The following is a 23,472-nucleotide window of genomic DNA, read 5'->3' as shown; positions in this document are numbered from 1 at the left end:
TAAACCTTTTATGTCTTTGAAGGATAGATTAAAATCAATTTTTGATGAGATTTTTGTTGTTATTGAGAAGTTTATGCTTGGTGTTGCAAGCATTGAGGATATTTAGTTTATAAAAAATAAGAATGCAGATATAAAGGTGGTTGAAGCGTGCGGGCTATTATTTTAACCCTGGTTTTTAAAAATTGAGATTTTTATGAGTATACTCTAATGCAAGTTAAGAATTCAATTTCTGGTTCTGTTAGGATTAAAAGTTACAAATAAAATATGTTATTCATGTTTTGCTTGAGATGAAATTAAATTGCATCATTAATAATGGGCATGTTAGTGATGCGTTGTTTCTTGCAATTTATAATGGTAATCATCATATGTATGGTACTTGATGAAAAGTAATACTATATGCATCCATGAGGTAATTAGTCGCGAATTTATTTGTCATTATTTATTCATTTTTGTCTTATGTCTACCGATAAAAATGAGATGATCTTGGATTTTATATGCATTCTGGTGGTTTTTTATGTGTTATAATTCAATTTTATGATCAATAAGATTTATGGTAAAATTGTAGAGACAAGAGAGTCTAGTATTGTTATTGTAGCACCTCCCTTTGAATTTGAAGTGTTAGTTAGTTTTTTTTGTAAAGTAGAATTAGGGTTATTAGAAGATGTTGAAATATTAACTTATCTTCATCTTCGAGAAAATGAAATTAAACTTTTTGGGTTTTTAAATATAGCAGAAAGGGAAGTTTTTGAAGAATTGATTAGTGTTGATGGAATAGGACCAAGAGCAGCTTTAAGGATATTATCTGGAATAAAATATAATGAATTTAGAGATGCGATTGAGAGGGAAGATGTTAAGCTTATTTCTAAGGTCAAGGGCATTGGAAATAGAATAGCGGGTAAGATATTTTTAAAACTTAGAGGGAAACTTGTTAAAACTGATGGGTTAAGCTCAAGCATATTAAAGTTTAAAGATCTTGAAGAGTCAATTGTTAATATGGGCTTTGACAGAAAGTTGGTTGTCGCTGCTATTAAGGAGATTGTGCTTATTGATGAATTTTTAATGTTGAGAGAAGTTGAGCAGGAACAATTTTTATTCAGAGAGACTTTAAGAAGACTTTCAGGTTAAATTATAGCGTGTTAGAAATTTATAATGAGGTTTTAATAGCGAGATGGGGGATTGATGATTTTGGGGGATAGATCTAAACTTTTAAGTTTTAATAAAAATCTTTTATATGATAAAAATGAAAGTGAACTTAGACCAAAATCCTTGAGAGATTTTGCAGGACAATCTCACATTAAAGAAAACTTAAATATTTTTATAAAAGCATCTAAAGATAGAAAAGATGCACTAGATCATGTTTTTTTAAGTGGTCCTCCAGGGCTTGGTAAAACTACTTTGGCCAATATTATTGCTTTTGAGATGAATACTACAATTAAAGTTACATCAGCTCCAGCTCTTGATAAGCCAAAAGACATTGTTGGTATTTTAACTACGCTTGATACTAAAGGTATCCTATTTATTGATGAGATACATAGGCTTAAGCCTGGGATAGAAGAGATGCTTTATATTGCGATGGAAGATTATAAGATAGATTGGATAATTGGCCAAGGGCCTGCTGCAAGGACTATAAGAATGTCCATTCCTAAATTCACTTTAATTGGTGCTACTACAAGGCCTGGGAGAGTAGCAGCTCCACTTTACGCGAGATTTGGAATTGTCTTTAGATTTGATCTTTATAATGAAGAAGAGCTTGTTAAGATAATACAAAGAAATTCTGTTATATTAAATATTAAGTTGGAGGCTAAAGCTGCTTCACTTCTTGCAAAAAGTTCAAGAGGTACTCCTCGTGTGGCAAATAGGCTTTTAAAACGGATGAGAGATTTTGCTCAGGTTGGTGGTTATAGTTTGATTACAGAGAATATTGTAAATACTGGGCTTGAAATGTTAAAAATTGATCATGAAGGGCTTGATGAACAAGATAGAAATATTTTGAGAAATTTAGTACTGAAATTTAAAGGTGGACCTGTAGGAGTTGAAACTTTAGCAATTTCTGTTGGTGAGACAGCCGATTCCCTAGAGGATTTTTATGAACCTTATCTTATTTTAAAAGGTTTAATTGAGAGGACTAACAGAGGCCGCAAGGCTACTGATTTTGCATATTTTCATTTGAATTTAAATAAAAATAATCATAATGACTTAAATAGTAGGCAGGATGGATACTAAAGAATTTTATTTTGATTTACCGTATAATTTGATAGCACAGTATCCAAGTGAAAAAAGGGGTTTGTCAAGGTTGATGGTTCTTGATTCTGGAAATCAAAAAATCTATCATAATGATTCAATAAATGACATTTTTAAATACATTAATAGCAATACTTTTTTGGTATTTAATGATTCAAGGGTTCGAAAATCTCGCATATATGCCAAGACAGATCATGGGGGGAGTGTTGAATTTTTAATTTTAGATAGACTTTCAGGGGATACATTTACTTCTATGATTGCTAAGGCTAAGAGACAAAGAGTTGGCAAAGTTTATATGTTTCCTCGAAATTTATTGGCTCAAATAATTTCAAGATCTGGTAATGAATTTATACTTAAATTTGATAAGTGTGTGGATGAGGCTTATTTTGAACAGTATGGGCTTATTCCTTTGCCACCTTACATTAAGAGAAGTTATGATATAGAAGATGAAGAACGTTATCGAACAATTTATTCAAAGTATATTGGTTCATCAGCATCAGCTACAGCGGGTTTGCATTTTAGTGAAGAATTATTTTCTGAATTGGATAAGAATAATATTGAGTACGATTTTATTACACTTCATGTTGGACTTGGTACTTTTCTTCCTGTTAGGACCAAGACTATAGAAGAACATAAAATGCATTTTGAGAATTTTTCAATCAAAGATTCTGTGGCTCTTAGACTTGAGGAAGCAAAAGCTTTGGGTAAGAATATTTTGGCTATTGGAACGACTACTCTTAGGGCATTAGAGTCTGCTTATGATAAGCAAAAAGGTTTTGTAAGAGGTGATCAAAAAACCAATCTTTTTATTTATCCAGGAAAGGGATATAAGTTTAAGTTTGTTGATATGCTTTTTACAAATTTTCATACACCAGAATCAACTCTTTTAATGTTGGTGTCTTCGTTTGGTGGTAAAGATTTTGTGTTTAATGCTTATAGAGAGGCTGTAAAAATGAAGTATAAATTTTTCTCTTATGGTGATGCTACTTTATTTTTAAATCATATGTAGATATTCATGCTTAATTATTTTACTATTTATTTAATAATAATTATATACATTTTGAAAGGAGAAGGTATATGATGTCAGTTTTTCAAAAAGAGAGATACAAGTATACTCCAAAATTACCGAAAGTTTTGGAAAATGATTTTCAAAATATTAGTGTAGTTTTTGGTGAAGAGACAGAAGCCCTTGGCGATAGAGATGCTTTAAAAGAAATTTTTAAAAATACTTATGGGCTTCCAGTTGTAAATTTTGCTCAAGGTTTTTCAAATGTAGACTTTACAAGAATTTTAAATGTAGGAGTAATTCTTTCAGGAGGACCTGCTCCTGGAGGACATAATGTTATTGCTGGAATTTTTGATGCGGTCAAAAAAGCTAATTCAAATTCAAAAATTTTCGGATTTAAAGGTGGACCTTCAGGTTTATTAGAAGATAAAAAAATTGAAATTACACAAGATTTAATAGATTCTTACAGAAATACTGGGGGTTTTGATATTGTATCTTCTGGTAGAACTAAAATAGAGACCGATGCTCAATATGAGCAGGTTTTGTCAGTTGTTATTAAAAATAATCTTAATGCTCTTATTGTTATTGGCGGAGATGATTCAAATACCAATGCAGCTTTATTAGCAGAGTTTTTTAAGAATAAACATCATGATATTCAAGTTATTGGTGTTCCAAAAACAATTGATGCTGATTTGAAGAATGAACATATTCAGATTTCATTTGGATTTGATTCTGCTACTAAAACTTATTCTGAGATGATAGGCAATTTATGTCGTGATGCTATGTCAACTAGGAAATATTGGCATTTTGTGAAACTTATGGGAAGAAGTGCATCTCATGTTGCTCTTGAGTGTGCATTAAAGACACATCCTAATGTCTGTATTATATCTGAAGAGATTTTGGCAAAAAATAAGACTTTATCAGAAGTTGTAAGAGAAATAACTTCTGTTGTAGTGAAGCGTTCCTTGAAAGGATATGATTTTGGTGTTGTTATAGTTCCTGAAGGTGTTATTGAATTCATTCCTGAAGTTAAATCTTTAATGATTGAGCTATGTATGATATTTGATAATAATGAAAGTGAGTTTAAAGGCTTAGATGTTGAGGCCATAAGACAGATTTTTATCTCTAAACTTAGTGGGTATATGAGAGAAGTTTATATATCTTTGCCTTTGTTTATTCAGATTGAACTTGTGCATTCTGTGTTGGAAAGAGATCCCCATGGTAACTTTAATGTTTCAAGAGTTCCTACTGAGAAGTTATTTATGGAAATGGTTAATGTTAGATTAGAAGAGTTAAGGAATATTGGTGAATATAGTGGTAAGTTTATTCCTGTTGATCATTTTTTTGGTTATGAGGGCAGAAGTGTAGCGCCTTCAAATTTTGATAGCAATTATTGTTATAGCTTGGGGTATAATGCTGCAATACTTGTTTTAAATGGTTTAACAGGTTATATGTCTAGTATTAAGAACTTAAATAAAAATGCTACTGAGTGGCTTGCAGGTGGAATACCTTTAACAATGATGATGAATCTTGAGAAGAGATATGGTGTTGCTAAACCTGTTATTAAGAAGGCCCTTGTTGATTTAAAAGGAGCACCTTTTAATGAATTTGTGAAAAATCGTGAAGAATGGGCAGTAAATAATCTGTATGTTTCACCAGGGCCCATTCAGTATTTTGGTGTTTCTGAGCTTGTTGATGAGATAACTTTAACATTGAAATTAGAATTGGAAAATTAAATTTTTGATGATTAAATTTTTGCTCTTGCTTTTTAATGTTTTTATTCTTTATTCAAATACTTTAGCGTATTCTAAATTGAATTTTGAGTATTTGAATGATAAATTTTCGCTGGAGAAATCTTTATCTTACAGCGAAAATAATATTAATTTTGATAATGAAGTTTTTATGAAGCTTGGATCTGATGATGACTTTATTTATAAAGATATTCAAGAAGATAAGGATTTAAACATAGAAAAGACTATTAATTCTAATTGGGGTAAAAATCTATTTAGGTTTTCAGCTATCAGTTTTGGAACTTTTCCTATAGCATTGTTTATAAGTTTGTTTTGTGTTGATCTATCTTATTATTTTAATGATATGGATGGTAAAAGTTTTCCATATCCTTTTTCAGATAATTTGAAGCTTTCAAAAGATGAAACTTTTAAGAAATTTATGATCTCAACTTCAGCTGGGTTGGCAATATCTTTAACAATTGCTTTGATTGATTTATTTATTAAATGAAAAGGATTCAAAAAGAGTTTATTGTAAGGACAGATTCTCAGAGATTAGATATTTATTTGTCTGAAAATTTGTGTATCTTTAGTAGGAGTCAAATTAAGAAAAGAGAAGTAAAAGCTTTTAAATATAACGATGGTGTTTTTATTGCAATAAAGTTGTCAAAACCCGTTTTTGTGGATGACAAAATATTGATAGAGTTTAATGAAGAAATTAATTTAAAAGAATATATAAAACCTTTGAGTTTGCCTATTAATATTCTTTATGAAGATGCGAATGTTATTGTTGTGGATAAGCCCCAAGGTATCTTAAGTCATCCTGGTATATCTAATTTGGACAATACTGTTGTAAATTTTCTTTTACATCATATCTCAGGCTTAGGAGATAATTTTTATGAGGATAAAGTAAGACCCGGAATTGTGCATCGGTTAGATAAGGAAACGTCTGGTGTGATGATTTGTGCTAAAAATTTGACAACTTTAAATTTTTTATCTAAACAGTTTAAGGAAAGATTTGTTAAAAAAATTTATGTTGCAGTTGTTAAAGGCAATTTTAACACTGATACTGGGATTATTGATACTTTGATAGATAGAGATAGATGTGATAGAAAAAAATTTAGTGTTCATGACAATAAGGGCAGGAGGGCATTAACTGAATATAAGGTATTGGCTAATATGGGAAATTATTCCTTAGTGGCTCTAAAACCTAAAACAGGGCGTACTCATCAATTAAGAGTGCATATGAAACATTTGAAGCATCCAATATTAGGGGATAATATTTATACTAGATTGGATAAAGAATTTAGAGAAATGCCTTTGATGCTTCATGCTTTCAAGCTTGAAATTAATATTAAAGAGGGTGATTTGAAAGAATTTGTTTCAGCATTTCCACAAAGGTTTATTGATTTTTTATCTAGATTTTATGATAAAGAGGCTTTAAGCATGTTTGTTGATGATTTTATTATGTTTTTAAATAAGTTTTAAGTTTCAGTGTCGTGTTAATTTGTAATTGGTGGTTCGATAATTTTTTTTCCACCAGTTATTTCATTTGTGTTAAGTACTGTAATAAAGCAGTTAGGATCAACTTTTTGAGAAATATATTTAATTCTGGACATACGCATTGTTGGAACTACTATGAAAACTATAGTCTTGTCGTTTCCGGCCCAAGCACCTTTTCCATCAATTAGTGTAGCTGCTACTTTTAGTTTATTTGTGAGCAAGTATGATATTTCTTTTCCTTTATCTGAGATAATAAAGATTGCTTTTTGATTACCAAATCCTGTGCTTGTCTTATCTGTCATTATGGCTGTTACAAATGAAGCAATTAAAGTGTAAAGAGCAATTTCAATATTGAAAAAGGCTGCTGCAATTAGTAATACAGCAAGGTTAAAGAGGAAATTTGTAGTTCCAATGCTAATTGAGTATTTTTCTTTGATTATCATAGAAATGATGTCTGTACCCCCTGAAGATCCTTTCGCTCTAAAGATTAATCCAAGTCCAAGACCTGATATGAGGCCTGATAAAATTGATACAAGTATCATATCGTTTATTTGCATTTTATATTGTAAAAATTGTGAATAATGAACTATTAGGGAATATAAAGCCATTGCAATCCAGCTTTGAATTACGAAGGTTATATTTAGGAATTTGATGCCAATAATGAATAGAGGGATATTTAATATGAATATTGTAAGTCCTAGGTTAAAGCTTAAAAGGTAATGCAGCATAAGTGCGATTCCTGCAATTCCACCACTTAAAAGTCCGTGTGGTATATATAAAATATTTGTAGATATTGCCATTAAGAGTGATCCAGTTATTATTTGCAATGTGCTAATCAGTATTAGTTTTGGGTCTTTGAGGATATTCTTGAGTTGTTTTCTTAATATTTTTAATATTATAAATTTAATCTTTTGTTTTATTCTGATCCATTTATTCCTTTTTTTTTTCATGTTTTTTGTTACTTACTCTTCAGCATAAAATTATTAAGTTACTTGAATTTTATATTAATTTTACTAAAAAACAATTCGATTTTATTGCAATTGTTTCTTTTTTTTTGATATTATTGTGTTATAAAAGATATGATTGTTAGTTATATAAAGCTTATATGTTTAGTAGTTTTTCTCTTTTTTTATATTTGGTTTTTTATTATCTTAAAGATGAGAAGAACTAATTTAGCTTTACTGGAAAAAATTAAAAATGGTGCAATAATATTAGATATTAGATCTCCTAAAGAATATAATAAATCTCATTATGCAAAGGCAATTAATATTCCTTTCAAGAATTTGTTTGCTAAAAAAGATAAGTTAGGTAATGTTGAAACACAAATAATAATTTATGGTAAAAGTTTTAACAAATCTTTTGAAGCTGAAAAAATTTTAAAAGGATTAGGATTTAAAAATGTATTTGTTGCAGGAACTTTAAAGAATATGCCTAAATTGCCTAACTTTAAAGAAGAGATTAATGGTTAAGATTATTGGCATAACAGGCGGATCTGGAAGTGGGAAGACTACAGTTGTTAATAAGATTAGTGAAGTTATTCCTGAATTTGTTCTTATATCGCAAGATAATTATTATAAAAGTGTTGGTAATTATGAATATGAGTTTTTAGATGTTAATTTTGATCATCCAGATGCTTTTGATAACAATTTGTTTTATAGACATTTAAAAAAACTTAAAGAAAATAAGCTAATTCATATGCCTCTTTATGATTTTATTAATCATAAAAGAAAAGATGAAAGCGTTGAGATAGTTCCAACTCCTGTCGTTATTGTTGAAGGTATTATGATTTTTGTTGAAGAGCGAGTACGCAATTTGATAGATTTAAAGATATATATTGATACTCCTAATGATATTAGATTTATTAGAAGACTTGAACGAGATATATCTAAGAGAGGACGTACTTTGGAATCCGTTATTGAACAATATTTAAGTACTACTAGAGCAGGATATTATAGATTCATTGAACCTACTAAGGAATATGCTGATCTTATTATTCCTGAGGGAGGTCATAATGATAAAGCTCTTTATGTTCTCTCATCTTTCTTAAGAACTCTTGGAAAGGATAATTCAGATTTTTTTTAAAGTAATGAGATTGGATAATAATCTATTTCAAGATATACATCTTTTGTTAATTTTACCTTTTCTTTTGTATTGCGTATTAATTTTTCAAGTGCATTGAATGATTTTGATAGATATATTATATTATACCTATAATATTTAGATATTTTTGACATTGGGGCTTTTGATGGGCCTAAATATTCAATATCACCATTTAGTGTTTCTTTAGATATTTCAAAAAATTCTAAACATTTATTATGAGCAGATTCCTGTTTGTGACTTCTAATTACTATCCTAATAATTTTTTTAAAAGGGGGGTAATTTAATTCTTGTCGAATTTTTATCTCTTCTTTATAAAATTCTTCATATTTCCCCTCATAGGCGTATTTTATGGCGTAATAATTTGGATTTTTTGTTTGGATAATAATTGTGTTGTCATTTTTGAATCTTGCAGCTCTTCCTATTACTTGTGAGATTATTGCAAAAATTTTTTCGCTGCTTCTAAAATCAGGTAAACCCATGCCAATATCTGCATTAATGATTCCTAGGGTTTTGATTTGTTTGAAATTAAAACCTTTTGCAATAATTTGAGTTCCAATTAAAATGTCTAATTGCCCATTTTCAAATGCATTTATTGATTGAATAATTTCTTTTTTATTGAGATCAGAGTCTGTTCTTGCTATTCTTGCATTTGGAAGGAATTTTTTTAATTCCTTTTCAATAAATTGAATTCCATATGTTTGGTATATGATATCTTCTGAGTTGCAATCAGGACAATTGCTTATTATGTTTATTTTGTAATTACAGTAATGACAAATAAGTTTGTTTGTACTTTTATGGTAAGTTAAATTGAATGAACAATTTGGACAGTAAATTATATGTCCACAGCTCTTGCATTCAAGTGTTTTTGAATATCCCCTTTTATTAATAAAGATTAGTGCTTGTCTTTTATCAATTAAACTTTTTTGTATACTGTAAAGCAATTCTGAAGATATTATTTGGCGTTCTTTTTTCATATCGATTATTTTGAGTTCTTTAAATGTTCTGTCAAAAAATTTATTTTTTAAAATCATTTTCTTTATCTGATTATTTTCCATGGCAAGGTATGCTTCAATTGATGGAGTTGCGCTTCCCATTACAAACTTGGCATTAAAAGTTCTTTGTAGGAAAAATCCTATATGTCTTGAGTGAAATCTTGGTGTATTCTCAGATTTATATGTGTATTCATGTTCTTCGTCCATTATTATTAATCCTAAATTTTTAAATGGCAACATTAATGCACTCTTAACACCAATTATAATTAAATTTTCTCCATTCTTGATTTTATTCCATATTAATGATTTCGTTGAATTCGATACTTTTGAGTTATATTCATAAACTTTGTTTGTGTTTAAATTTGATTTGATTCTTTTAATTATTTGGTGCCCCAAAGAAATTTCAGGAATTAAGAAAATGATTTGTTTTTTTTGTTCCAAGTAATTTTTGCATAGTTTGATAAATATTTCTGTTTTTCCAGATCCAGGAACTCCGAATAAGTAAAATATGTTTTGTGTCTTTGATGTAATAATTTCTTTATAAATAGCATTTTGTTCTTCATTTAATTGAATGGATAGTTTGGAAATTAAGTGTTCATTGTCATTATTTTTTGTTTCTTTATTTGAAGTTGAAATTTTAGGTAGTCCACAAAATAAGGCTTCTCCAAATCCCGAAAATGTTTTTTGACTGATCCATCGTGCAAGATTAATGTTATGTTCTATGATTATTGCATTTTCGTCGATAATTTTTATTATATTTTTTATATTAAATGTAAAATCTTTATTAAGTTCTTTCTTAGCATATCTTTTTATTATAATTCCAATTGTATCTTTTCCATTGAAATTCGTTATTACTCTTATTCCTATTTCTAATTTTAAGTTGTACTTATAAAAAAAAAGTTTATTAATGGGAATATTAAATGCAATTTCGTAGTAAAAATTGCTGTCCAATCTGTCATCCATATTTTATTATACCTTTTATAATTTTTAAATCTTGCCAAATTTCTTTTTTAAGTTCTGGATTTGTGATTTGATTTGTAGGGTTATATGTAAATACTATTGGAATGCCTTTAAAATTTAATTCAAATCCTCTCACAATTTGAATCCTTAAGTCTTGGTTTAAGAATAATGCTACTTCTTCACAAGCAAGAATTGCTTTAGGTTGTTGATTGTGAATCTCTGAGATTAAAGTATTCAGGTTATCTATTATTTTATAGTTTAGTATTTTGATACTTTCACACCATTTTTTTACTATTATTTTTGTATTTTGATTTAGAGATTTTTTATCTATATATATTATTAATAAATCTGTTTTGTCATTTTTGTTTATTTTATATTCTATTTGTTGTATTAGCTTATTATTTTCTTTTGTATCGTTTTGTTCTGTGTGTTGTAGAAGTTTTATGTTTCTAGTTTTGATTATTTGATTTTTAATTTTTTCAAATTCTTCTTTTTGGTTGCTATAGACATTGCCCGATATATTATTTGCAAGTATTCTGAGAAGTATAAGCTTTTTAAGTAATTTGCTTTTATTCATAAAAGACCTTGTCTAAAAATAGAGCTTTTGCAGGTGCAGTTGTTCTTGTAAATTTTCTGTTTTTTGAGTTTAGAATTTGTTTAAAGATATCAACAGGTTCATTTTTTATTTCTATATCAATCATTGTGCCTACTATTGATCTTACCATTTTCCATAAAAAGGAGGAGCCTATTATTTCAAAGATTATAAACTTGTTTTTTTTCTTAAATTTAGCGAAGTAGATTTCTTTTAATTTTGAATTTGTTTGATCTTTAATGCATGAAAAAGTAGTAAAATCATGTATGCCAATTAGCATTTTAGCCATTTCGTTTAGTCTGTTGATATTTAATTTTTTCTTTACATAGTAAGCTTTATACCTTTCCCAAGGATAGTGGTTTTCATTGTTGAGTATGTAATAGCTGTATTTTCTTTTCTTGGCGTTGAATCTGGGTTGAAATGCATCTTCTACATACTTTAATTTGATTATTCTAATATCCTCTTTTAAGAGGGAGTTTAGTGCTATCTTTAGATTTTTAAGATTAATATTTATTGTTATATAAAAAGATATTATTTGTCCTTTTGCATGTACTCCTTTGTCTGTTCTTCCTGCTGAATGAATTTTAGTCTTTGTTTTACTTATTTTCTCTAGTGCTTTTTCAATTTCTCTTTGAATTGTTGGTTTTTTAGGTTGGATTTGGAATCCATAGTATAGTGAACCATCATATGCTATTTCTGCGAGTATTTTTTGCATTTATTTGAAAGTTTTTATTTCATTTGAGATTTTAAAATATACTTCTTTTATTTTGTCTAGAAGTATTGAGGGTTTTTCTTTTGATGATTTTCCCATTCCAGCTATTTTAGATAGTAGAGTTTTTATTTCGACTAGTTGATTGTATCTGTATTTTGCATTTTCTTTATTTCCATAAAAATATTCTAGTAAACTTGATAAGTATAACACGCTGTCATATCCATAATTTTTGTCTGTATCAGGACCAAATGCTGTTTCAGCATTAATTGGTTCTGAATTATTTTGCTCTTTTTCGATTGTTAGTTTATAAAGATATGCTGCTTTATAATAAAATATTTTTTGCAAATAGTTGTAGTTTTGGTTTGGATATTCCCTGTCTAGATCTTCGAATATCCATGCTGATCTTATTGCACATTTTGCTTGATTGAGAGTTGGATTGTGATTTTTTTCCATATGTTCATAGCACATTATGGCAAGGATATAACTAGCAGCTCCTTCTTGAAGTCTTCTTGGTTTGTTAAAATTTAAATTATCTTCAAAAATTGATTTTATTTCTTTACGTTTGTCAGTACTGTTTATTAGGATTTGTTTTGTTTTATTATTAATAAGTGCTATTGAATTAAAATCATTTGGGAAAGCGGCCAGATAACAATTGGGACATACTGTTATTGAATATATCCGGGGATAGATATTGCCGTATTTTTCATTTTTTATGTATTCTCTTTTTAAATCAACTTTTAATTCTCCAGCTATTAATCTACTACTTCCTGTTAATAGTTCTTCTTTCCTAAATTTGTATTGACATAAAGGACATTCAATTTCATATTTTGTAAGATATGATATCTTTTTCATAAATTAATTTTCAGCTATTACAAATGCAATAGCGTACTCCCTTTCATGTGAAATTGTCAAATATAATTTTATATTCATTTGTTCAATTAAGGCTTTAATATCGTTGTGCAATTGAAATATTGTATTACCTTTTGGCAAGCTTATAATTTCAATATCTTTTAGTGAATATTTTACTTTGACATTTATTAGTGGGGTTAATGCTTTAATTAATGATTCCTTTGCTGAAAACTTGCCAGCTAAACTCTCTAAAACTCCTTTTCCTTTCATTTCTAAGTTGTTAATTTCTCTTAGTGTAAAAAATCTTTCTAATTTTTTTCTGTCTTTTAAAAAATTAGAAAGCCTTTTAACTTTTATTATATCACATCCTATTGATTTAGTCATTTTGTTATTCTGTTGATACTATTTCGAGCTTTATCGTTTTGGGTTCATATTCATAGACTTCTATACCCTGAGTATTATTTTTAAGTATTATATCTGTGTTAATATTATAAATGCCAGGAGTTGTAATTTGACTTAAATCGAGATTGAGACTAATATTTTTATTAGCTATATGCATTTTGATTATCTTTTCTGATAGTCCGCTTTTTATCTTAATAAACATTTCGTTTCCTGGGTCTAGAATTTTTTCTTTGTTTTTTATTTCTAATCCATTTTTTAGATTATTGAAAATTAAATTAGGCTTTTTTATTGTTGTTTGTATATATTTTTTGCCTAAGGTAATATTAACTATTACATGGTTTTTGTCAAGTTTTATAAGTGGGTCTGGAGAGATTACTTCAAGATGTTCTGAAATGAATACAGTATTTATATCAAATTCCTTTATTTTTGTTTTGATTGAGTTTATTGTTTTAAGCATTTTTTCAGGACCATGTATTGTTAATTTTTCGGGCACTATATTATATTTGGCGATGAAATATTCTCCCTTACCCTCTTTTTCAAGTAGTTTGAATTTGGGTTCAACTTTAACTAATTTTGAAACTTTTTTATCAAGGGTTAATATGATTTTGCTTTTTGAGAGTTTATATTCAACTATGGGTATAGGATTAAAGTTTTTGATCTTTATTGGTATCTCATATTCTCCAGCTTCTTTTATATTATTAGCTTCAACTAATAAAGCTATTCGATCAAGGTCTAAATATTTTAAATCTTTTTTATTGATTTTGATTGTAAGTAATATTTTGTTGAAGTCCGGAATTTTACCTAGTATAACTTCATCTTCTAATGCAATATTAAATTTTTTTTCTATTATAATTGATTCTATACTATTAAAGTAAGATGTTGTAAACATAATAATGGCAATTAGTATAGAAATAGCTTTATTTTGCCAATCTTCAAATAATAATTTTATAATACTTATAAATTTTTTAGCTATAATCATTGTTCATTCTATTAATGCAAGATTTAATTTTTTCTTTATTTCATTTAAGCTTAAATTATATTCTAATTTGCCATTTTGTGTGAGTGAAATAGAACCAGTTTCTTCGGATGTTATTATCGTTATTGCATCTGAATTTTCAGAAATTCCAAGGCCTGCTCTATGTCTTGTTCCAAAGGTTTTACTGATAGATTCAATATTAGATAGTGGTAAAAAAGAGCCAGCATAAACTATTTTGTTATTGCTAATAATGACTGCCCCATCATGTAAAGGTGTTTCATAATCAAAAATTGATATTAGAATTTCATTAGATACGATGGAATCCAATTTTATGCCTTTATTTATTATTTGATCTAATTGTATTTTTTTTTCTATGCATATTAAGCTACCTGATTTATTTTCTGATAAATGTTTGATTGCTCTTATTATCTCAGCAATAGTTTTAATAGTTTCTTCTTTGTTATTTGCAAGTTTAAAAGATAAATTAAAATTTCCAATTTGCATAATTATTTTTTTTATTTCTTGATTAAATAAGATAAGCATTGCGATCGGTAATATATTTGCTATGTAAGTTAAGAGCCAATTTATTGTGTATAAGTTGAAATAGTAAGAAATGATTCCTATCGATGTAATTATGATCATTCCTTTAAGTAAGTTTACTGAGTAGGAATTAATCACGTTTTTATAGATATAATAGACTAAAATGCTAATTAAACTTATGTCTAATATTCTAGAGAAAATATCTTTTATTTGATTTATATTACCTATGTCTATCATTACCATTTCTATTTAATTTGTTTTAATATAATATTGTCTATACATATTATATTGAATATATAATATGTATATATTTTAATACAAATTGATGTTAATTTAAATTTATTTTTTGTTTATGGGTAAAAAAGAAAAGATTATAGCTTTGATATTTGATTTTGATGATACTTTAATTTATGGTAATATGCAACAGGTACTTTTTGATGAATATAATGTTGATGCTGGTTTGTTTTGGGATGAAGTTGAAAATTTATCTATTACTTATAACAAAAATCATTGTAATATCATTGCTAATGAAATGATATATTTGTCACATTTTTTGACATATTTTAGAGAAGGTATTTTTAGAGGATTAAATAATAAAGTATTGTTTGAATTGGGATCAAAATTGAGATTCTTTGAGGGCGTGCTTTCTTTGTTTAGAGAAATAAAAGAGATAAATAGAAGTTTAAAGAAATCAGATACTGTAATAAATATTTATATTGTTTCAAGTGGTTTTAGACAGATGATTTTGGGTAGCAAAATTGCTCCTTATGTTACTAAAGTTTGGGCTTGTGAATTTATAGATACATATCTTTTGCCTTTTTATCAGACCTTAGATAATAAATTTTCAGAAAATATTGTTTTAAGTAGTGTATGTTATTTCGTGGATCATACAATAAAAACCCGGGTAATTTTCGAGTTAAATAAGGGATCTTATGATAAAATTAATAAGAGGATTCCTAAAGGTAGAAGAGAGATCCCTTTTGAAAATATGTTTTATATTGCAGATGGTTTTAGTGATATTCCAGCCTTTGAGATTTTAAATAATAATTTAAATCATTATAAAAATACATTGACGGTTTATTATGGGAATAATGAAAATGCTAAAAGACTAGTTGAAGAACGGAGGGCAGGGGATTTAGCTGAGGCCAATTATAGTAAGGGAACCAAGTTATATAATTGGATAATGGAAAAAATTTATTTAAATATATGAATTGATTTTAAATTGTGATGAATATTCTTAGGCGAGTATTAACTTTGCTTTTAAGTATTGTTCATAATGCTTAGATGTATTTAAGGGGGAAATTTAGATGGCTTTAGATTTAAAACCAACTGATAGGTTAAAGTTTGTTAAACTTCAGTCTGTTTTTTATGTTATAGCTTTGATTGTAATGTTAATTGCTATTTTAAAAATAGCACAAACGATATTTAAGCCTTTAGCTATTGCTGTAGTTCTTGGATTTTTGGTATACCCCATTTATACTTTTCTTAAAAAACTAAAGATTCCAAGGGTTTTAATAGTTTTTGTCATCTTTTTTGTCCTTTTTTCATTTTCTTATTTAGTTTTTAGTTTTGTTTATTATAGTGTTACTGTTTTAATGGATCAGGTACCTTATTATCAAAAGCAATTGAGTTTTATTATGGTAGATATTCTTGCGAAGTATAAGTTAGATAGTGTTATTATTAGCAATATAGATTTTTCTAAATATATTTATCCTTTTTTGACGCGTATGTCTAATGAAATTATTGGTTTTGCAAGCAGTTTAGTGGTTTTATTTTTATTGTTGTATTTTTTGCTATCAGAAATACATATTTTTGACATAAAGGTTAAGAATGCTTTTGAGCAGTCTGTTTCGAGTATATTTATTGAAGTGTTAAGTACAATAAACAATCAAATTAGTAAATATTTGGGAATAAAGGTTTTTGTTAGTTGTCTTACAGGGTTTTTAGTTTTCATAGGTTTGAAGTTGTTTGGACAGGATTTCCCTAGTGTATGGGCGGTGCTTACATTTGTTTTTAATTTTATTCCAAGTATAGGATCGATTTTAGCAGTTTTTTTTATTATGATAGCGGCTTTAGTGCAGTTTTATCCTAATCTAAATTTGGTGCTTTATATATTTATATATAATACATTTGTTCAAATGTTAATTGGGAATATTCTTGAGCCAAAGATGCAAGGACATAGGCTTGATCTTTCTCCTTTTTTACTGCTTTGTTTTCTTTTCTTTTGGGGATGGCTTTGGGGTATTGTGGGACTTTTAATAGCCTATCCTTTTACAGTTATTATAAAAGTAATAGTAGATAATATACCGTATTTAAAACCTTTTTCTGTGTTTTTAAGTGGTTCAAGGATCTTAAGTGTTGATAATCTAGATAAAAAGGAGAGTTAAATTTGCAGAAAAAAGTTATGCTTACAGGAGATAGACCCACTGGTTCTTTACATTTAGGGCATTATGTCGGTTCTATTGTTAATAGATTAAAGTATCAAGAAGAATATGAAACTTATATTATCATAGCGGATTTACATACTCTTACTACAAAGCCATCTTTAAGAAGTATTAATGAAATATCTTTTAATGTTCGCGAAATGGTATTGGATTATCTAGCATGTGGAATTAATCCTGAGAGGGTTAATATTTATTTGCAGTCAGCTATACCTGAGCTTTTAGAGTTAAATCTAATGCTGTCAATGATTGTTATGGTTAATCGTTTAAACAGGATTCCTAGTATAAAAGATATGAGTGTAGCTGCTGGATTGAATGATATTTCTTATGGGCTTTTGGGTTATCCTGTTTTAATGAGTGCAGATATTTTGATGGCAAAGGCTAATTTAGTTCCAGTTGGACGTGATAATGAGGCTCATATTGAGCTTACAAGGGAACTTGCTAAAAAATTTAATTCTCTTTATGGAGATGATTTTTTTCCAATTCCTGAAGCTATCTTTACAGATTCTCAGACTCTTGTGGGAATTTATGGCAAAATTAAGATGAGCAAAAGTCTTGGTAATGCAATATTTTTAAGTGATGATGAGCAATCATTACGCAAAAAGGTTATGTCTATGTTTACAGATCCAAAAAGGGTAAGGGCAGATATACCAGGAGAAGTTGATGGTAATCCTGTTTTTATTTATCATGACCTTTTTAATAATGATACTGATGAGCTTTGTGAGCTTAAAAATAGGTATAGGAAGGGTACAATTGGAGATGTTGAAGTTAAGGAGAGACTTTTTAAGGTTTTAAATCAATTTTTAACACCAATTAGAGAGAAAAGAGAATTTTTTAAAGCCAAAAAAGGTTATATTGATGAGGTAATATTTGAAGGTACAAATAGGACTAGAAAAGTTGCAGTAGAAGTTATAAAAGATGCTAAAAATTTAATGGGAATATCAAAGATGTGGAATGGGGTTCAGAGGAATGTAGAAAAGGTTTTAAAAATGATATAAGTACATAGTTTGTAGAGCGTAACTGATGATGAGCAAACAAGTTAGTTGAGTTTTAAATTTGTGTTTTTAGATGATGAGTGAACAGAGTATATTAAGTAGGTATTGAATTCTAAGAGATCATATAATGAGGTAATTATATTCAGATTTGACCAGTATCAAAAAATAAAATAAATAAGTAAAGATCTCTATATAATAGAAATCCTTACAATTAAATGCTTATGTACTTAATTAGTAGCATTTTTATAAGCAGAAATTAATGTATCAATAGCGTTAGCAAAAGTTGTTCCTCCAGTGTAGTTGTCTTTATTCAAATTTATAGCACATTGTTTTGTTTATTCTATAATATTTTCTAATTGAAAAGCCATGACTCTTAATGCACCAATAATAGGGCTGAGAGCTACCGATGTTAACTTCTTGATGGAAAGTCTTAGCAGAATTAGCGAAAGAGTGAGCAGCCTTGATGAAATTATTAGAGTTAAAGTTAGAAGTGATGTTAACAAAAGCATCGATATAAGCTGTGACTGCAATATTTATAGTAGTAATGAAAGCCTCACCAGCATCTTTAATGGTTTGAAATGCTTGAGTAGTATTTTGATCTTTTACAAGGTTAGCTTGTTCTATAGCTTGTTTTAAGCTTTCAATTGAGTTAATCAATGCTTGAGGCTTAGTATCTTTTATAGATTCTGCTAGTGTTTGTAGGTCTTTAATGAGATCAGGCTTATTAAGTTTTTCAATAGCATTTTTGCGTATTTGAGCATTTGTTTCGCTAGTGCAAAATACCATGTGATCTTTGCTACATTGAGTATTACGATTATAAATATTTTTTAGGGTATCATAATAGTCTTTAGAATCGATAAGAAACTTTTGTAATCTTTCTATATTCTCTTATGTTAACTTTGAAGGTTGTACTTGAATTATATGTTCTTTTTTTTCTTCTTTAGGATATATAGAAGAATTTATTGTTTTTTGTAAATGATGATCTTGCATATAACTTAAAGTGTGTTTGTGTTTTTCCTTTTCTTGAGTTCTGCTAGCATTTGTCATAGTATCATGAAATTCGAATGAATTATTATTTTCTTTTATTTTTTTAACTAATTGAATGGCCTTATTGAATATTATATTTACTCCCTTATCCTATTCATGTTTATTAAATAAATATCCTCAGATTTACCTTAGTCATTACTTTACGTTATTTAACACATGAACCTTTCAAAGGATTGAAATCAAGAGGAAGAATTATTCTATTATTTGAATTATCCTCTTTACTTTCCAATTGATCTTCAATATAATGTAACATTAATCTTTTAAAAGCTGCTTTTTGCGCATTATCATCATGACCATCATGAAGACCTTCTTGACCATTAATAGTATGACCATGATGAGCAGCTTGACTGTCATGACAATTTTCGAGTGAAATTTGTATATGATCCAATACTACTTTTAATTTATTCAATTTATCTTCATCTACACTCAAAATACGGTTAAGCTGATAATTATTTCCCTTTAAAACTTCTTTTAAGAAGTCCAATCCTTTGTTTTGTGTTTCACTTAAATGTTCTCTTAATGCTTCTTCGGGTGTCTTTTGTGTAGCTGCTTGGGTTTCCAAATTTTCTTTATTGCCTTTACTCTTACTAATAAGACCACAGCTACAAATGATCAGTAAAGTAAACAAAATAAAATGGATCTTCTTCATTTAAAACTCTCCTCATGTTTATGATTTAAGTAAATTATATATCAAATCCTTTTGTTTAACATACAATAATTGTATTTTTAGATATGGATATGTTGGTGTAAGGTTTTTGATTTTATAAATAAAAATTTAAAATTTGTTAAAATGTTTTTTTGAAAAAACAATATATAATCTATATTTTAGATATAAGTTGTGAGAGGAGGCTTAAATGAAAATTAGAAAACCATTAGGTTTATTAATAATTACCAGTTCTTTATTTAGTGGATGTGATTTAGTAGAGCAATTCATAGCTGAAGGTAAAGATAGACTTGGTAACAAAGAAGCATTAATTTTTGATGCTATGACTGATGGTACTTTAAGCAATCAAAAAGGGATTCAATTACCAAAAGGAAAGAAAAATACTTTACCACAGGAAAAGAATACTGAGATTGCTTCAAATATTGGCAGTCAAGTTGATAGTCATGATGATAATCTTGCCCCAGGATGGTATAAGATAAGTGGATTTGCTGGGGGTGGACGTCTTAAAGGAGCAGAAGGAGAAACAACCTATGTTGGTTTAAGTGGTGATATAAATACCTTTAATGCAGGTAAGCCACTTGTAGGAGCAAGAGGACAAAGAAATAACTCCACACTTGGTAGTGTAAGTGGAGAAAAGAGTATTCCTGCTATTACTGAAGAGTCCTATGGTTCAAATGATGTTGTTGAGTTCTCTTATGGCACTGTTGAACCTATCATTAGTGGACAAAATAGTAGTAATTTGGTTACTGAAGAGCAATATGATTCAAAAAATATGTATGTATTTGAGGATTCCTATGCCTCTGCACCTGTCTTAACTGGACAAAGTGGTGGCCTAGCTGGTGAAGAGTATGACTCAAATAGCTTTGATGTATCTTATGATTCTGCATATGGTGTAAGAGGACAAAGTAGTGTTGTGAATGAAGATTACGATAGAGTAGTAATTGATTCTAATGATAATAGAAGTAAAGTAAAAGAATACTTTAATGGATTAAAAGATAGGTTGATAGCTATTAAAAAAGGTAAGTCTAATGAAGTTATTGACAAGTTAATAGCTTCTGTAAATAAATTAGCTGCTGCTACTGGTGGTGATAACATTAGTATTGGAGAAATTAGTGCTAGCAACAGTAAGGCTTCTGCTATTTCTGAGAATGCAAGTGTTTCAACTATTATTAATGAAGTTAAAGAAATAATTGAGGTTGCAGAAAAATCTGGTGTAGAGATTAAAAACAAGGGTGTTGTTGGTACCCCTGTTAATGCAACAGATAACACTACTGCACTTGCTGCCCTTAATGGTGGTAGTGGTATTAATTATGATGATGGTGGTGTTGTTAGTGTAGAAGCTGGTATTAAACTTGCTAAAGAAGTGGCTAAAGCAGATCCATGGGCAATGATTGATAAAATAAGAAATGCTACAACTAAAACCACTTATATTGATAATAGGGATAATGATGCAGGAGAATTAGTTACTGGTAAGACTACTTCTAATAAGGGTGCTGGTGCCAAAAGTAATGCAGACTTAGCAGCAGCTGTTGCATTAAAGGCAATGAGTAGGGATGGTAAGTTTGCAGCTTATAAAAATGGTAATGATACTGTATATGTAGAAAATATTAAAAAAGCTGCAGCTAATGCTGTTAATAAGGTATTAGGTGCGATTCATGCAATTGTTATGCAAACATTACAAAAGATTAAGTAAGTAGATCTTTAAGATATTTGGGATTAAATTTTTATATGAGATAATAAATTATGTGAGAAGTGCTTGATTAAGCACTTCTCTTTTTCAGCGGATATCTTAATTAATTTAATTAATATAATATTTATTAACTTTTTTAAGTTATCAATGTATACCTTGAATCATTTTATAGCTTTAACTTGTCTATTATTTTTTCCAGTAAATATTCTGAGTTAATATAATGCAATTATTGCGTAAATAGAGTTCAGTATATAATTGCTTTTGGTATATTTTAATGCGTGTTTTTTCACTAAAGTTATGTCTTTTTTGGAAATTTGAATTTGATTAAGTGTTGTTATTGATATTCTTATTGAATTAAGATTTAGGTTATCTTTCTTATAAGGTTTTGGATTTAATATAATATTTATGAAAAATGATCAGTTGTATTTGTTCCATTTATCTATGAATTTTATTTTGTATATATCTTTTGTATGAAGTAAAATCTCTAATTTTAGAGGCATCATTTAGTCTTTTTAGGAAAATTGCTTTATATGTTATTTTTGAAGTATTTTGGTGTAAAGCTTGAATCTTACTCAAATTGCTGTAATTTTTATACTTTAGAGGAGGGGGAAATGAAATCTAAAAATAAATATATAGCGTTGGGATTACTTTTAAATTTTATCAGTTGTGATTTAATATTAAACGATGAAATGAAAGAGAAATCTCTAGGTTTATTAGGTAAGATTCAACAATCTGTTTTGGATGGCAGTGAAAAATCTGTTGAAAAGTCTACTAAGAAAAAGAAAAAGGTTGTTAAGAAGAAGAGAAAACCATCTGCTGTTGTTAACCAATCTATTGTTAATAGTGATGTAGCACAAAATTTAGTATCAGGTGGTATGATTGATGTTCTTAAGGAACAGTATAGTGTACAAAAGGATATTACATTTGCGAATGGCCTTAATAAAAATGATGAAGTAGTTCTTAAAGAAGAAAGTCCACAGGTTGTATTATCAAGTATAAAAACTGAGCTTAGTAAAGAAAAAATACAAGAGCCGCAAAATATAGAGATAACCAATGAAAATTCAATTACTGGAGTTGAAACTTATGATAGCGTAAAATCAACATCTCATAATAGCAGTGCAAGTGTTGAGCCAAAAAAGGAAGTTATTGTTCAAAACAATGCATTTGATATTGACTTTACTATAGATTCAGATTTAAGCCAAACTATTTCAGGTTCAAATTCTTTTTCATATGTTGAGGAAATAGAAGAAGATGAGGATGATTACTACTTTCAAGAGGGAGAAGTAATAGAAGATGAAGAAGATGAGTATGAGTTGGAAGATAAGAAATTATTTGAAGAAGAAACAAGGCTAAGTAATCGATATAATGCTTATCTGTCAGGCGTTAGACATAATGTGAATACAGCAATTAGAACAATTGATAAAATATATAATAATTTTGAATTATTTGCGACACAAAAATTCAAGATGCATTCTACACGTTTTGATTCTGTTGTCAAAGCTCAAGCTAAAGAAAGGGCCAAGGAATTTACAAAAGAAAAACTTGATCAAGATCTTAGTACACTATTAAATTGCATTCAAGCTGGAGCAAAGACTGCAGCAAATCTTGTACGAGTGTACGAAAAGAAAGCAAAAACACTATTAGACGGACTTGAGACAGAAGCAAGAACTTTAGTTGCAAATATTAAAAAGGAAACTGATTCATATGAAGGATATAAAGCAATATTAAAAAGTACAATTCTAGAAATGAAAAAATCTCTTAATATAGTGAAATTTTATATTGGAAAATAATTGTCATTGATATTAAGAAGTAAAAAAAGATAATTAATGGTTTAGTATCTTAAACAGACTATAATGTAATTGTAGTCTGTTTTCAATTTATTAATGTTAAAGTTTTATAGGCTTGAATTAAGCATATAAACTATAATAGTGATAATAGTGAGGTTTTTAAAATTAATTTTTGCATTATAAATGTAGAGATAAGTAGATATTGGGATAGAGGTCTCGCTAGCTTTGTACTAATAACAACTAAACTA

General features: G+C 28.4%; 24 protein-coding genes. 13 read left to right on the top strand and 11 right to left on the bottom strand.

Going from position 1 to position 23,472, the window contains the following annotated elements:
- Positions 1–534 precede the first annotated feature (534 nt).
- The 6 genes from ruvA to bcCo53_RS00095 all read left to right on the top strand — a co-directional run bounded on the left by ruvA (position 535) and on the right by bcCo53_RS00095 (position 6,462).
- Entirely contained in the window at positions 535–1,125 is a 591-nt protein-coding gene (gene ruvA, locus bcCo53_RS00120) for a Holliday junction branch migration protein RuvA (RefSeq protein ID WP_025407714.1), read from the top strand.
- 54 nt (positions 1,126–1,179) lie between these two features.
- Entirely contained in the window at positions 1,180–2,223 is a 1,044-nt protein-coding gene (gene ruvB / locus bcCo53_RS00115) for a Holliday junction branch migration DNA helicase RuvB (protein ID WP_081725071.1), read from the top strand.
- Positions 2,213–3,250 (top strand): tRNA preQ1(34) S-adenosylmethionine ribosyltransferase-isomerase QueA, encoded by a 1,038-nt coding sequence (gene queA, locus bcCo53_RS00110; RefSeq protein WP_025407712.1) that lies wholly within the window; start codon positions 2,213–2,215, stop codon positions 3,248–3,250. The genes ruvB and queA overlap by 11 nt, the downstream gene beginning before the upstream one ends.
- 68 nt (positions 3,251–3,318) lie before the next feature.
- Complete coding sequence (locus bcCo53_RS00105) at positions 3,319–4,983, top strand: diphosphate--fructose-6-phosphate 1-phosphotransferase (RefSeq protein WP_025407711.1); 1,665 nt, start codon at positions 3,319–3,321, stop codon at positions 4,981–4,983.
- Positions 4,984–4,987: 4 nt separating this feature from the next.
- On the top strand, positions 4,988–5,485 hold the full coding sequence (locus tag bcCo53_RS00100) for a hypothetical protein (protein WP_025407710.1): 498 nt from the start codon (positions 4,988–4,990) through the stop codon (positions 5,483–5,485).
- Positions 5,482–6,462 carry an RluA family pseudouridine synthase gene (locus tag bcCo53_RS00095; RefSeq protein WP_025407709.1) on the top strand — a complete coding sequence of 327 codons (981 nt, stop codon included), beginning with the start codon at positions 5,482–5,484 and terminating at the stop codon, positions 6,460–6,462. Before bcCo53_RS00100 ends, bcCo53_RS00095 begins: the two co-directional genes overlap by 4 nt.
- Before the next feature lie 14 nt (positions 6,463–6,476).
- Here bcCo53_RS00095 and bcCo53_RS00090 read toward each other — a convergent pair whose 3' ends face one another.
- Entirely contained in the window at positions 6,477–7,427 is a 951-nt protein-coding gene (locus bcCo53_RS00090; protein WP_028328145.1) for a YitT family protein, read from the bottom strand.
- 129 nt (positions 7,428–7,556) lie between these two features.
- Between bcCo53_RS00090 and bcCo53_RS00085 the strand changes: the two genes are divergently transcribed.
- Both bcCo53_RS00085 and udk read left to right on the top strand, forming a co-directional pair.
- Complete coding sequence (locus tag bcCo53_RS00085) at positions 7,557–7,946, top strand: rhodanese-like domain-containing protein (protein ID WP_028328144.1); 390 nt, start codon at positions 7,557–7,559, stop codon at positions 7,944–7,946.
- Positions 7,939–8,559, top strand: a complete 621-nt coding sequence (udk, locus tag bcCo53_RS00080) for a uridine kinase (RefSeq protein ID WP_025407707.1) — start codon at positions 7,939–7,941, stop codon at positions 8,557–8,559. The genes bcCo53_RS00085 and udk overlap by 8 nt, the downstream gene beginning before the upstream one ends.
- Here the strand turns inward: udk and priA are convergent.
- From priA to cdaA, 7 genes are read right to left on the bottom strand one after another with little or no spacing between them, the layout of a single operon-like run.
- On the bottom strand, positions 8,556–10,532 hold the full coding sequence (gene priA, locus bcCo53_RS00075; RefSeq protein WP_025407706.1) for a replication restart helicase PriA: 1,977 nt from the start codon (positions 10,530–10,532) through the stop codon (positions 8,556–8,558). The genes udk and priA overlap by 4 nt on opposite strands.
- Positions 10,525–11,106, bottom strand: a complete 582-nt coding sequence (locus tag bcCo53_RS00070; protein WP_025407705.1) for a uracil-DNA glycosylase family protein — start codon at positions 11,104–11,106, stop codon at positions 10,525–10,527. Before bcCo53_RS00070 ends, priA begins: the two co-directional genes overlap by 8 nt.
- Positions 11,099–11,836 (bottom strand): tRNA pseudouridine(38-40) synthase TruA, encoded by a 738-nt coding sequence (truA, locus tag bcCo53_RS00065; protein WP_025407704.1) that lies wholly within the window; start codon positions 11,834–11,836, stop codon positions 11,099–11,101. Before truA ends, bcCo53_RS00070 begins: the two co-directional genes overlap by 8 nt.
- The gene (locus bcCo53_RS00060; protein ID WP_025407703.1) at positions 11,837–12,685 is read right to left on the bottom strand and encodes a DUF2225 domain-containing protein; all 849 of its coding nucleotides are present in this window, start codon (positions 12,683–12,685) and stop codon (positions 11,837–11,839) included.
- A 3-nt stretch (positions 12,686–12,688) separates the two neighbouring features.
- Positions 12,689–13,066 carry a holo-ACP synthase gene (locus bcCo53_RS00055; RefSeq protein WP_025407702.1) on the bottom strand — a complete coding sequence of 126 codons (378 nt, stop codon included), beginning with the start codon at positions 13,064–13,066 and terminating at the stop codon, positions 12,689–12,691.
- A 4-nt stretch (positions 13,067–13,070) separates the two neighbouring features.
- Entirely contained in the window at positions 13,071–14,063 is a 993-nt protein-coding gene (locus tag bcCo53_RS00050; protein ID WP_025407701.1) for a YbbR-like domain-containing protein, read from the bottom strand.
- Between the two features lie 3 nt (positions 14,064–14,066).
- The gene (gene cdaA / locus bcCo53_RS00045) at positions 14,067–14,837 is read right to left on the bottom strand and encodes a diadenylate cyclase CdaA (protein WP_025407700.1); all 771 of its coding nucleotides are present in this window, start codon (positions 14,835–14,837) and stop codon (positions 14,067–14,069) included.
- Positions 14,838–14,952: 115 nt separating this feature from the next.
- Here cdaA and bcCo53_RS00040 point away from each other — a divergent pair, with 115 nt between their 5' ends.
- From bcCo53_RS00040 to trpS, 3 genes are all read left to right on the top strand, one after another.
- Positions 14,953–15,810, top strand: coding sequence for an HAD family hydrolase (locus tag bcCo53_RS00040; RefSeq protein ID WP_246938335.1), 858 nt, complete (start codon positions 14,953–14,955; stop codon positions 15,808–15,810).
- A gap of 97 nt (positions 15,811–15,907) precedes the next feature.
- The gene (locus bcCo53_RS00035) at positions 15,908–16,987 is read left to right on the top strand and encodes an AI-2E family transporter (protein ID WP_025407698.1); all 1,080 of its coding nucleotides are present in this window, start codon (positions 15,908–15,910) and stop codon (positions 16,985–16,987) included.
- A gap of 2 nt (positions 16,988–16,989) precedes the next feature.
- Positions 16,990–18,039, top strand: a complete 1,050-nt coding sequence (trpS, locus tag bcCo53_RS00030) for a tryptophan--tRNA ligase (protein WP_025407697.1) — start codon at positions 16,990–16,992, stop codon at positions 18,037–18,039.
- Positions 18,040–18,342: 303 nt separating this feature from the next.
- Here trpS and bcCo53_RS00025 read toward each other — a convergent pair whose 3' ends face one another.
- The 3 genes from bcCo53_RS00025 to bcCo53_RS00015 form a co-directional block, all read right to left on the bottom strand.
- Positions 18,343–18,918 carry a hypothetical protein gene (locus tag bcCo53_RS00025; protein ID WP_425387119.1) on the bottom strand — a complete coding sequence of 192 codons (576 nt, stop codon included), beginning with the start codon at positions 18,916–18,918 and terminating at the stop codon, positions 18,343–18,345.
- Between the two features lie 6 nt (positions 18,919–18,924).
- Positions 18,925–19,083 (bottom strand): hypothetical protein, encoded by a 159-nt coding sequence (locus bcCo53_RS00020; protein WP_155806388.1) that lies wholly within the window; start codon positions 19,081–19,083, stop codon positions 18,925–18,927.
- 145 nt (positions 19,084–19,228) lie between these two features.
- A complete protein-coding gene (locus tag bcCo53_RS00015; RefSeq protein ID WP_246938334.1) occupies positions 19,229–19,732 on the bottom strand; it encodes an Mlp family lipoprotein in 504 nt (167 codons plus the stop codon).
- A gap of 205 nt (positions 19,733–19,937) precedes the next feature.
- On the opposite strand from bcCo53_RS00015, the gene bcCo53_RS00010 reads away from it, so the two are divergent.
- Together bcCo53_RS00010 and bcCo53_RS00005 are read left to right on the top strand one after the other, a co-directional pair.
- Positions 19,938–21,440: a variable large family protein gene (locus bcCo53_RS00010; RefSeq protein ID WP_025408808.1), complete on the top strand. Its 1,503-nt coding sequence runs from the start codon at positions 19,938–19,940 to the stop codon at positions 21,438–21,440.
- A gap of 608 nt (positions 21,441–22,048) precedes the next feature.
- Complete coding sequence (locus bcCo53_RS00005) at positions 22,049–23,227, top strand: hypothetical protein (protein ID WP_025408807.1); 1,179 nt, start codon at positions 22,049–22,051, stop codon at positions 23,225–23,227.
- Positions 23,228–23,472: the final 245 nt, after the last annotated feature.

Origin of the sequence: Borrelia coriaceae (assembly GCF_023035295.1) — a bacterium.
GTDB classification, from domain to species: domain Bacteria; phylum Spirochaetota; class Spirochaetia; order Borreliales; family Borreliaceae; genus Borrelia; species Borrelia coriaceae.
This window is presented reverse-complemented; position numbering and strand designations above follow the sequence as displayed.

Bases quoted from the DNA above. Each gene is read 5' to 3' on its own strand.
- bcCo53_RS00050 (WP_025407701.1), bottom strand. From the start codon at position 14,063: ATGATTATAGCTAAAAAATTTATAAGTATTATAAAATTATTATTTGAA.
- ruvB (WP_081725071.1), top strand. From the start codon at position 1,180: ATGATTTTGGGGGATAGATCTAAACTTTTAAGTTTTAATAAAAATCTT.
- priA (WP_025407706.1), bottom strand. From the start codon at position 10,532: ATGGATGACAGATTGGACAGCAATTTTTACTACGAAATTGCATTTAAT.
- ruvA (WP_025407714.1), top strand. From the start codon at position 535: ATGATCAATAAGATTTATGGTAAAATTGTAGAGACAAGAGAGTCTAGT.
- bcCo53_RS00055 (WP_025407702.1), bottom strand. From the start codon at position 13,066: ATGACTAAATCAATAGGATGTGATATAATAAAAGTTAAAAGGCTTTCT.
- bcCo53_RS00070 (WP_025407705.1), bottom strand. From the start codon at position 11,106: ATGAATAAAAGCAAATTACTTAAAAAGCTTATACTTCTCAGAATACTT.
- bcCo53_RS00035 (WP_025407698.1), top strand. From the start codon at position 15,908: ATGGCTTTAGATTTAAAACCAACTGATAGGTTAAAGTTTGTTAAACTT.
- cdaA (WP_025407700.1), bottom strand. From the start codon at position 14,837: ATGATAGACATAGGTAATATAAATCAAATAAAAGATATTTTCTCTAGA.
- bcCo53_RS00020 (WP_155806388.1), bottom strand. From the start codon at position 19,083: ATGACAAATGCTAGCAGAACTCAAGAAAAGGAAAAACACAAACACACT.
- bcCo53_RS00040 (WP_246938335.1), top strand. From the start codon at position 14,953: ATGGGTAAAAAAGAAAAGATTATAGCTTTGATATTTGATTTTGATGAT.
- queA (WP_025407712.1), top strand. From the start codon at position 2,213: ATGGATACTAAAGAATTTTATTTTGATTTACCGTATAATTTGATAGCA.
- bcCo53_RS00010 (WP_025408808.1), top strand. From the start codon at position 19,938: ATGAAAATTAGAAAACCATTAGGTTTATTAATAATTACCAGTTCTTTA.
- bcCo53_RS00015 (WP_246938334.1), bottom strand. From the start codon at position 19,732: ATGAAGAAGATCCATTTTATTTTGTTTACTTTACTGATCATTTGTAGC.
- bcCo53_RS00090 (WP_028328145.1), bottom strand. From the start codon at position 7,427: ATGAAAAAAAAAAGGAATAAATGGATCAGAATAAAACAAAAGATTAAA.
- truA (WP_025407704.1), bottom strand. From the start codon at position 11,836: ATGCAAAAAATACTCGCAGAAATAGCATATGATGGTTCACTATACTAT.
- bcCo53_RS00095 (WP_025407709.1), top strand. From the start codon at position 5,482: ATGAAAAGGATTCAAAAAGAGTTTATTGTAAGGACAGATTCTCAGAGA.
- bcCo53_RS00005 (WP_025408807.1), top strand. From the start codon at position 22,049: ATGAAATCTAAAAATAAATATATAGCGTTGGGATTACTTTTAAATTTT.
- bcCo53_RS00085 (WP_028328144.1), top strand. From the start codon at position 7,557: ATGATTGTTAGTTATATAAAGCTTATATGTTTAGTAGTTTTTCTCTTT.
- bcCo53_RS00060 (WP_025407703.1), bottom strand. From the start codon at position 12,685: ATGAAAAAGATATCATATCTTACAAAATATGAAATTGAATGTCCTTTA.
- udk (WP_025407707.1), top strand. From the start codon at position 7,939: ATGGTTAAGATTATTGGCATAACAGGCGGATCTGGAAGTGGGAAGACT.
- bcCo53_RS00105 (WP_025407711.1), top strand. From the start codon at position 3,319: ATGATGTCAGTTTTTCAAAAAGAGAGATACAAGTATACTCCAAAATTA.